8 protein-coding genes are annotated in these 9,983 nt (G+C 66.1%); 2 read left to right on the plus strand and 6 right to left on the minus strand.

The annotated features are described in order from the left end of the window. Positions 1–119: 119 nt before the first annotated feature. The 4 genes from KF785_15495 to KF785_15510 form a co-directional block, all read right to left on the minus strand. Positions 120–749, minus strand: a complete 630-nt coding sequence (locus tag KF785_15495) for a peroxiredoxin (GenBank protein ID MBX3148167.1) — start codon at positions 747–749, stop codon at positions 120–122. 79 nt (positions 750–828) lie between these two features. Continuing rightward, positions 829–3,918 carry an efflux RND transporter permease subunit gene (locus KF785_15500; GenBank protein MBX3148168.1) on the minus strand — a complete coding sequence of 1,030 codons (3,090 nt, stop codon included), beginning with the start codon at positions 3,916–3,918 and terminating at the stop codon, positions 829–831. 3 nt (positions 3,919–3,921) lie between these two features. Continuing rightward, entirely contained in the window at positions 3,922–5,040 is a 1,119-nt protein-coding gene (locus KF785_15505) for an efflux RND transporter periplasmic adaptor subunit (protein ID MBX3148169.1), read from the minus strand. After that, positions 5,040–6,257: a TolC family protein gene (locus KF785_15510; GenBank protein ID MBX3148170.1), complete on the minus strand. Its 1,218-nt coding sequence runs from the start codon at positions 6,255–6,257 to the stop codon at positions 5,040–5,042. The genes KF785_15505 and KF785_15510 overlap by 1 nt, the downstream gene beginning before the upstream one ends. Positions 6,258–6,381: 124 nt before the next feature. Here KF785_15510 and KF785_15515 point away from each other — a divergent pair, with 124 nt between their 5' ends. Together KF785_15515 and KF785_15520 are read left to right on the plus strand one after the other, a co-directional pair. Next, the gene (locus KF785_15515) at positions 6,382–7,062 is read left to right on the plus strand and encodes a response regulator transcription factor (protein ID MBX3148171.1); all 681 of its coding nucleotides are present in this window, start codon (positions 6,382–6,384) and stop codon (positions 7,060–7,062) included. Continuing rightward, a complete protein-coding gene (locus KF785_15520) occupies positions 7,049–8,497 on the plus strand; it encodes a HAMP domain-containing histidine kinase (GenBank protein MBX3148172.1) in 1,449 nt (482 codons plus the stop codon). Before KF785_15515 ends, KF785_15520 begins: the two co-directional genes overlap by 14 nt. Here KF785_15520 and KF785_15525 read toward each other — a convergent pair. Further along, positions 8,489–9,232, minus strand: a complete 744-nt coding sequence (locus KF785_15525; protein ID MBX3148173.1) for a hypothetical protein — start codon at positions 9,230–9,232, stop codon at positions 8,489–8,491. The two genes, KF785_15520 and KF785_15525, sit on opposite strands and share 9 nt — an antisense overlap. Positions 9,233–9,492: 260 nt before the next feature. Continuing rightward, on the minus strand, positions 9,493–9,983 hold a 491-nt coding region (locus tag KF785_15530; protein ID MBX3148174.1), incomplete at its 5' end, for a DUF1460 domain-containing protein.

Below are 9,983 nucleotides of genomic sequence, written 5' to 3' on the forward strand. Positions count from 1 at the left end.
ATTCGATTGTCAGGCGTTGTACTACGATGGCCAAATGACAGAATACCGTTTGTCAGTCCGTTTGGCGAGGGGGCAAGTGGCCCCGGCACCAGTTGACTGGCGCCGAGGCCGAAAGTCGGTCAGCGGTTAGGCTGGGGCGTGACCCTGAGATACGGCTTCTTGGCAACCCACCCCTTCGGGAATTTGGCCTTGGCGTCCTCGTCGGAGACGGCGGGCACGATGATGACGTCCTCCCCATCCTTCCAGTCCGCAGGTGTCGACACCTGGAAATCGGCTGTCAGCTGGAGCGAGTCGATGACGCGCAGAATCTCTTCGAAATTCCGCCCCGTGCTGGCCGGATAGGTCAGCGTCAGCTTGATCTTGTTGTCGGGACCGATCACGAACACGGAACGAACCGTCGTGGTATCGGAGGCATTGGGGTGGATCATGCCGTACAGCCCAGCCACGGTGCGGTCGGGATCGCCGATCATCGGGAAGTTGACCGTATTGCCGGTCACCTCGGCGATGTCGCCCTCCCACTGCACGTGCGAAGCAACCGGATCGACGCTCAAACCGATCACCTTGGTGTTCCGCCGCTCGAACTCCGGCTTGAGCTTGGCTACGACGCCCAATTCGGTGGTACAAACTGGCGTAAAGTCCTTCGGGTGGGAAAAGAGCACCGCCCAACTGGCGCCCTTCCACTGATAGAACCGCAGCGGACCTGCGGTCGTATCCGCCGTGAAATCCGGGGCCAGGTCGCCGAGCTGCAGAGCCATGCCGAACCATCCTTCGCGAGAGGGTAAACAGACCTCCAAACTAGTCGGTGGCCCCAGTCCGGCAAGATCCGAGTCAGACACCTCCCGCGGCGCCCGCACGACGAGCCACCCACCGTTCCACCACGACGTACAGCGTCGGCAGAACCACGAGCGTCAGGGCGGTTGCCGTCACCAGACCACCAATGACGACCGTAGCCAGCGGACGCTGCAACTCCGCACCGGGCGAGGTCGAGAGCGCCATCGGCACGAAGCCGAACCCTGCCACCAGCGCCGTCATCAGCACCGGCCGGAGCCGGGTCGCGGCGCCGTTGAGCACTGCCTCTTCCAGGGTCGAGCCCGCGGCGCGCAGCTCGTTGATATAGCTCACCATCACGACGCCGTTGAGCACTGCGATGCCAAAAAGCGCAATGAAGCCGATGGCGGCCGAAATGCTCAAGTTGAGGCCGGCAATCCAGAGCGACGCCACCCCGCCGACCAGCGCAAACGGCACATTGGTCATGATGAGCGCCGCGTGTCGTCCGGTGCCAAATGCCCAACTGAGCAGCAGAAAGATTCCCAGGATGGCCAGCGGCACCAGGACCGCGAGCCGCTTCATAGCGCTCTGCTGGTGCTGATACTGTCCCCCCCATTCGAAGCGATAGCCTTCCGGTAGCGGCACCGCCTTGGCCAGCGCCGCAGCCGCATCGTCAACGAAGCTGCCAACATCCCGACCGCGAATGTTGGCACCCACCACGACCATGCGCTCGGCCCCTTCATGGGCAAACGCCTCGGGCGTCTCGACGACCTGAAGTCGGGCCACCGTACCGAGCGGCACCCGGCCGCCGACCGGGGTCGGAATCGGCAGCTCCGTGAAGCCTTCCGGACTCAGGGTCGACGCCCCGGCCATTCGTACGGCCACACCGATTCGGCGTGGCCCGTCGATCACCGTCGTGGCCACCGAGGCACCGAGCGCCAGTTCGACCTCGCGGCCAACCTCCGCGGTCCCGATACCGTACCGCGCCAGCGCATTCCGATCCAGGTCGAGCTGTACCTGGTGGACCCGTGCCGCTGCGGTTGCTTTGACGTCTGCCGCCCCGCGAACCTCATGCAGCACCGATTCCACCCGGGCGGCGAGGGCCGCAAGCCGATTCGGATCAGCGCCGATGATCTTGACGCCGACATCGGTTGTGATGCCGCTCTCCGCCTCATCGAGCCGCATCTGAATCGGCTGCGTGAAAGCATAGCTGATGCCAGGCACCTCTCGCAGCGTACTGTCCATGGCGACGAGCAGCGCATCCTTACCGCCGCGACGCCAGGTCTTGCGCGGTTCGAGGATGATGTAGGTATCGGACTCGTAGGTGCCCATCGCTTCAGTGGCCAGATCGGGGCGACCAAGCTTGGACACGACCGTGCGCACCTCTGGTAAGCTCTGGAGCGCACGCTCGATAGCCAGCGAATACTCGACGCCTTCACCCAGCGCTGTCGACGGCAGACGACGAACCTGAACCAGGACGCTCCCTTCATCGAGCCGAGGCATGAACTCCCGTCCCAGGCCGCCGATCCCGATCACCGCCAGCGTGATCAGGACCAGGGCAGCGGCGAACACCGGCGTCTGGCGAACCAGGGTGCCCTCGAGCATGCGACGGTAGCGAAGCCTGAGGCGTTCGAACCATGCTGAGTGAGGTTCGTGGACGTTGGCCAGCCAGGTGCGCGCAGCTGCCGGGACCACCGTGAGCGCGAGTACCAGCGACCCCAGCACCGCGACCACCACGGTAAACGCCATGGGCACGAACATCTTGCGTTCGGTACCCTGAAGGGCAAAGAGCGGCAGATACACCGCGATGATGATGGTAATGCCAAAAAGGACCGGTCGCCCGACCTCACGGGCCGCGCGATGCATTCGGTTGGTCGTGTCCTCGACAGACTCCGGCCCCGTCGCCGACCGGCGCAGCATGTTCTCGATCATCACGACTGACCCGTCGACCAGCAGTCCGAAGTCGAGCGCGCCCAGGCTCATCAGGTTGGCGGAGAATCCGAACCACTTCATCGCGACGAATGCCCAGAGCATCGACAGCGGGATCACCGCGGCAACGATCAGACTCGCCCTGACGTTCCGCAGAAAGACCCAGAGCAGCACCACGACCAGCATGCCCCCCATGACCAGGTTCTTGCCGATCGTGGCCGTGGTCTGCCCCACCAGTTCGGTCTGGTCGTAGAATGCTACCAGCTCGACGCCCGGCGGCAGGTTCGGAACGATCTCCGCCACCCGAGCTCTGATTCCGGCAATGACCCGCTGGGCGTTCTCGCCCTTGCGCATGATCACCATGCCCGACACGACCTCGCCCTTGCCATCCCAGGTAATCGCACCCTGCCGAGGCAGCGCGCCGGTCGTCACCTGTGCGATGTCACGGATCAGGATCGGCGCGCCGCTACGCGTCGCGACCGGCACTCGCTCGATGTCGGCGGGCCCGGTGAGCCGACCACGGCCGTACACAATGAAGCGTTCACCACGGTCCTCGGTGTGCGCCCCGCCAAAGTTGGCGTTATTGGCTGCGAGCGCAGCCTCGATTTGCGAGAGCGACAATCCGGCCAGCGCCAAGCGATGCGGGTCGACGACCACGTGGTATTGTTCGGTTTCACCGCCCCAACTGTTGACCTCCGCCACGCCCGGCACCGTGCGCAGCATCGGCGCCAGCGTGTAGTCCTGAAGCGCCTTGAGCTGACCGAGCCCCCACTCCCTGGTCCGGCTGGTGAGCACGTACTGATAGACCTCGCCCATGGCCGTCGACACAGGACCAAGCACCGGAATCACCCCGGCAGGTAAGTCCGCAGCGACATCACCGAGCCGCTGCGCAACCAACTGCCGCGCAAAGTAGCCGTCGACCCGATCCTCGAAGATGACCTGGGTGAGGGCCAGCCCGAACTTCGTGGTCGAACGGACTGCCGTGGCGCCGGGGAGACCGAGCAATGCCCGCTCGATCGGAAAGGTGACCAGTTGCTCGACTTCCTGCGGCGCGATGCCGGGAACCTCTGCAATCACACTGACTGCGTTGGCCGTGATATCGGGGAACGGCTCGAAAGGAATGGTGCGAAAGGCCCAGAGTCCCAGGCCGACCACGAGGGTCGTGGCGCCGGCAACCAGCCAGCGATGATTGAGCGAGAACCGCAGCAGGAGTGACAGCACGGACTACTCGTCCCAGACGTTTTCGAGCGCCGACTTGAGCCTGAACGCGCCAACGGTGACCACGGGAATCCCAGCCGGAAGCCCCGCAATCGCCATCTGCCCATTGCCCAGCGCAACAGCCTGTACCACGCGCTGTCGGAACCGGTTGTTGCCGTCGGCAATGAAGACGACATCTCCTTCGCTTGTACGCTGCACAGCCGGGGCTGGGAGCACGACCCGGTCGACCGGATCTGCCGATGGAAGCAGGATCGAAGCGAACATCCCGGGCCTGACGCCGGTCGGAATGACGAGCAACTCGACCCGCACATCGACCGCACGGCGAAGGGAATCGACGACCCCCGACACCCGGACCACCCGCCCTGGAATCAGACTGTCAGGCAGCGCATCGATCCGCACCGCAACCGAGTCACGCGGCCGAAGCTGCAATGCGGCATGCTCCGGAACGAATCCGATGACCCACAGTCTGCTGGCATCGCCCAGCGTGGCCAGCGGCGACCCTACCAGCACGGCCTCGCCCGGCCTCACCTTGACATCGATCACCGTGCCCGCCCGGGGAGCACGCACCACCACCTCCCCGGTCGCCGAGGGCGACAGGTGGCGCATGATCTCCTCGCTGCGGACCTGCTCGGCCTGGGCCGCCTCGAACTGCGCCCGTCGCCGCTCGACTTCCTCCTTCGACACCGCCTCCGCCTCCAGCAGGGTGCGAGATCGCTCATAGGCCGCCCGTGCCATGGTCAGTTCGGCCTGCGCCGTGACCACGTCCCGGTGCGCCACGGCCATTTCGTGGGAGTGGATGTGAAACAGCGGGGCGCCGGCAGCCACCCAATCCCCGGGCAGTACCAGGACGTCATCGATACGGCCCTCGACAATCGAGCCGACATGTGAGGTCCGGGTGTCCGGGGTCGTGACGGTGCCCGGGACCACCAGGGGAATCGTCACGCGTCGCAGCACGGTCGTGTCGACGACGATCCGGGTCGCCTCCATTTGCGCCGCCGTCAATTCCACCACGCCACGCGGCAGCGCAGCTGGTGGTCGGTCTGCGGTCTCGCCAGCACATGCGGCCGAACCACCCAACAGAACGGGAACGGCCAGGCGCACCATCGTCATCCGAGACATCATCATCACTCCGAAGGATCGTCACAGAGCACGGCGGCCTCGACCGGTGCTCCTCGTGCCCGGGCCAGCGCCGCCCGCGCCATCCGGCGTTCAGCACGCCAGCTCGCATAGTCATCCAGCGCAGCAAGCCTGGCACGGCGCGCATCCAGCAGCTCGGCGAGGGTTGCCTCGCCGGCACCATAGCGGGCCTCAGCCGCGGTCAGCGCCCGGACCAGGTCGCGCCGCCACTCTGCATCGAACCGGCGCCGTGAGACCTCGAGGACCGCAACTGCTTGCTCCGCATGATGGCGTTCCGCCGCCAGTCGCGTCACGATGGCCTGGTACTCAACCTCCCGCGCCTCGGCTTCCGCCCGGGCGGCGGCAGCAGCAGCCCGACCGCGTGACAGCACCGGGAGGTCGACCGACAGCCCCACGATCAGGCCGGAGAAGCCGCCGGTGCGCCGCAAGCCGACCTGCGGCATCAGGTCCGGTACGGCCAGGCCCCGCTGCCGGTCAGACTCGGCACGAGCCACGGCAACCTGGGCGGCTGCTGCCGCCGCTTGGGCGTGTGGCAGGGGCGAGAGTGGCCCCGGTGAGCAAACGCCCGACGCGATCACGAGGGGAGTGCCGGGGACAAACCCGAGCAGGCGCGCCAGCGTCGCCTCAGACCCCAGAAGGGCCGCCTCGATCCGGGCGACCCGGGCCGCCGCAGCAGCCGATTCCAACCGAGCACGCGCCGCATCGCCCCCAGCAGTGCGTCCCTCTTCCGCTCGGCGCGTCATGGCCACCGCAAAACGCTCGAGGGCGGCAGCTTCCGCCCGCGCGGCCTCCAGGGCGGCCCGATCCCGCTCGACCACCGCGATGCCTTCGACAGCAGCGACGGCCGCCTCCTGCTCGGCCAACGCCAGTCCGGCGGCGGCTCCGGACGCCTGCGCCCGGGCGGCGCGGATGAGGGCTCCATGATCCCCACCAAGGGGAACCCAGCCGGACAGGGTGACCTGCCCTTCGACACCGGCCAGGCCATCACGCCTCGTGATCTCCTGCTGGGCACCCAGATTCTCGGCGACGACATTCAACGTGGGGTTGCGCCAGGCCCGCGCTGCCGCAACGCCATAGCGAGTCGCCTCAACTCGCGCCGCGGCAGCAGTCACGCGCGGGGCCTGCCGCCGCGCCAGATCGAGTGCGTCGGCTGCCTGGAGACGGACCGTATCGACGGGAGTGCTGACCATCGCGAGGACAACCATGAAGACCACCGGAACATCCTCCGAGAACTCAACTCTCGAAGGGTAACGCTGCAACATGAACCCCTGATGAATTCAGCCACCTGGTGCCTTCATTAGCTTTCCGGCTCAACCCTCATGCGAAACCATGCGCCTGCTCGTCGTCGAGGACGAACCTCAACTGCTCGACTCCCTGGCCCGCGGACTGCGATCGGCCGGACACGCCGTCGACGGCGCTTCAACCATTGGTTCGGCACTCGACAAGTTGGCTCGAGACCCGTACGACGGCGTGGTCCTCGACCTGAACCTGCCTGATGGTTCGGGTCTCGACCTCGCCCGTCGCCTGCGCCAGGACGGAGCCCAACTCGTGATCCTGGCGCTGACCGCATACGACAGCATTGCCGACCGGGTGGCCGGACTCGACGCCGGCGCCGACGACTACCTCGTCAAGCCGTTTGCGCTCGATGAACTGCTGGCCCGTCTCCGCGCGCTCGAGCGCCGCCAGGCCAGCATTCGGCCAAGCACACTGGTAATCGACGATCTCGTGATCGACCCCGCCGCCCGGACCGCCGCCCGCGGAGGGCAGCCGATCGAACTGACGACGACCGAGTTTTCGCTGCTCGAGTTTCTGGCCAAGAACGCCGGCCAGGTGGTGGGTCGCGCGACGATCAGCGCGCACGTCTGGGACGAAAACTACGACCCGCTCTCCAACATCATCGACGTCTACATCGCACGGCTCCGGCGCAAGCTCGACACTGGCGGCGCCCCGCTGCTTCACACGATTCGTGGCGCCGGCTACGTACTGCGCCCCGAGTATGATGATGCCTAGATATCCGCTCCGTGGGCTTCGGGTTCGCTTGACGGTGGCGGTCGGAGCAAGCTTCGGTCTTCTGCTGGCGGTGTCGGCGCTGCTGCTCTACGCCGCTCTCGAGCGGCACTGGCGGGAAGAGGTCGACCTCAACCTGAAGCATTCGAGCGAGGGGGCCTACGCCCTGTTCCTGGCCGACACCGAAGACAACGTGACTCCCCGGGCCACTCTGATTCACGTTGCCACGGAGCTGGTCTACGGCGACCGCTCGATCGTTGGACTCGATCCCGACGGCCAGATCATTGCCCACAGTCGCTCGATCGAAGACACACCGGAGTTCTTCGCCACCGACCTGGGCGCCGTCGACACCGTTCCCGTTACGCTGATGACGGATGAGGGTCCCTCGAGGGTGGTGGCGGTGCGACTGCCCGAAGGATTTCGACTGATTCTCGGTGTCTCGCTTGGCCCGGTCGAAGAGCGGCTCCGGGATCTCCGCCTGACCCTGACGGCGGGGTTCGTCTTGAGCCTCCTGGCGGGAACCGTCGTTGCCTTCCTCGTTTCGGGTCGCGCGCTGACACCGGTCACGGACGTTGCCCGCACCGCCGATCGGGTCAGCGACGCACTGGCCCGAGGGGTGGTCCCGGACGTGGTCCTTCCGACGCCGGCCGCTCCGGACGAGGTGGGTCGGCTGCAGGTGGCGTTTGCTGCGCTGGTGCGTCGTCTCGACCTTGCGCTGGGGCGAGAGCGGGAGGTCGCGGCCAACCAGCGGCGCTTCTTCGCCGACGCCGCGCACGAGCTGCGCACCCCGATTACGATCCTGCGCAACGAGATCGAAACCGCACGGCAAACCGCTGATCCGCACGCACCGGAGCGGATCATGCTCGACCGGCTCCAGACGGAAGCGGAGCATCTGACCAACCTGGTCAGCGATCTGCTGCTGCTCGCCCGGGGCGAAACTGCAGGTGACCTGCGGACCGCGTCGGTGCTCTATCTCGACGATATCGTGAGCCGAGTCATCCTCCGCGCCGGACGACATCCCGCCGCGGCTGGACGGCAGCTGACGACCGGGCGCTTCGACACCAGCGCCGTGCGTGGCGATCCGTCACTGCTCGAACGCGCGGTCATGGCCCTGGTGGAAAACGCCCTGATCCACGCCCCCGCAAGTGACATCGAGATCACCGTCGGTGCCGAGGACGGCCGCAACCCGCGGCGATGGGTGGCAGTGGCCGATCACGGACCGGCAATTCCCCCCGAAGCGAAGGAGAAAATCTTCGAGCGGTTCTTCCGAGTCCGTCATGACGTGCCCGGCAGCGGACTGGGGTTGGCAATCGTACGGTGGATTGCCGAACTGCATGGCGGCTCGCTCCGCCTCGTCCAGTATCCGGACCAAGCCGGTAAAGCGTTTATCCTGGAGCTCCCTGCGCACAGCCAGACGCACTCTGGGACGTCAGCCTAACGACGCCAGGGAGTCGACCGCATCGCGCAGCTGAGCGAAGTCGTCGAGCACGAAAAGCACCTCGGGTAGCCGATCGACCGGCACCGGGGTCGCCAGTACCTCGGCAAGGCTGAATGGCCGATGAACGCAGGCCGTTCCCAGCGCGTGCCGGCTCAAAGCCACCGACGGTACCAGTTCGCTGCCGTAGACTTTGGTGCGATCTCCCTCTCGGATCAAGCCAAACGTGGCCGTGAACGCGAACAGCCCCGCAAGCCCTTCCCGGGCCTCCGGCGATTTCGCTGCCAAGGAAACCGCGCCGAATCGCTCGAGGAACCCGGCATACCGCACCTCAGCAAGCAGCGGAACCCGCCCGACCAGATCCGCAAAGATGTCAGACGCAGGCGGGTGTTCGACCTCGGCCGACGGCCGAATAGCCACCGCGCTCGGCAAACGACGCCGACTGAGACTTCGGGCAAGATGGGCCTCAGGAAGGTATGACTCCCCCGGAACGACCGCCCACCCGGTCCGCGGCACGAGCCGCCGATTGAGATGGCGAAAGTTGGGAATCCGGGATGGGCCGAGATCGAGGTACTCGATCCCACTGAGCACCGGAATGGCAGCATCGGTAAGCAGCGTCGCAAAGCGTCGGCAATAGAGGGCCGTCCACACCGAATGGTCCTTCACCCCGTACGCCGAGGGACGCTGGCGCAGGGGCTGCTGGCGGTGGCCGACTGAGACGACGATCTGGGACGACATCGTGACGCTCCTATCAGGGAAAACAAAAAGCGACCCACAAGTGTTTGCGGGTCGCTGCCGAGTCATGCTGGATCGTTGATCGATCTATAGACGATGCACTCGGCCGCAGCCCCGAAACCACTCGAGGCAGCACATAATCCGGCCGACCGTGCAAATCCGAACCATAGTGTCGGAATGATAGCAAACCGGGTTTGCCGCGCAAGGCTCTGGACGTACCAGGTTCGCAACGCCAGCGAAGGGGCGGAGGGACCGTCGACGATTCATCGATCGCCCAGCCGTTCGACCCGCGCCACCATGATTCCGTCCTGCGCTTTGATCGAGCGAATCCGACTGGCGAGGGGTACTTCCGAAATCTCCACGACCCGCCCGACCAGCGGCGCATGCAGCAGGTGCAGCTTGCCGTTCTGCCAAAGCGCCAGGCCGGTGTGCGCCACATCGAGGCCCGCCAGCGTGGAGGTGGCGGCGATGATGTCGCCATCGCGAATGCCAGGCGCAGCCTTCGCGATGCTCGCTTCGCGAATGAACCAGCGCGGCCCCGACGCGTTCAATCCGGCCTCGACGCGTCTGATTGCCGCGAGGTTGTCGCCGTCCGCGAGCTGGCGATACGCCGAGGTGTGTCGGGTCATGAACGAGATCGGTTCCGCATCCGCGGCCCCGCCGAGTGAACGGCTGAGCTGCCGCAGCATGCCGCGCCGCTCGTTGTCCGCCAACCATTCTGAGAAGTAGTGCAGCCGGCTGGGATAGCCGTCGA

This window comes from Gemmatimonadales bacterium (genome assembly GCA_019637315.1).
GTDB lineage: Bacteria > Gemmatimonadota > Gemmatimonadetes > Gemmatimonadales > GWC2-71-9 > SHZU01.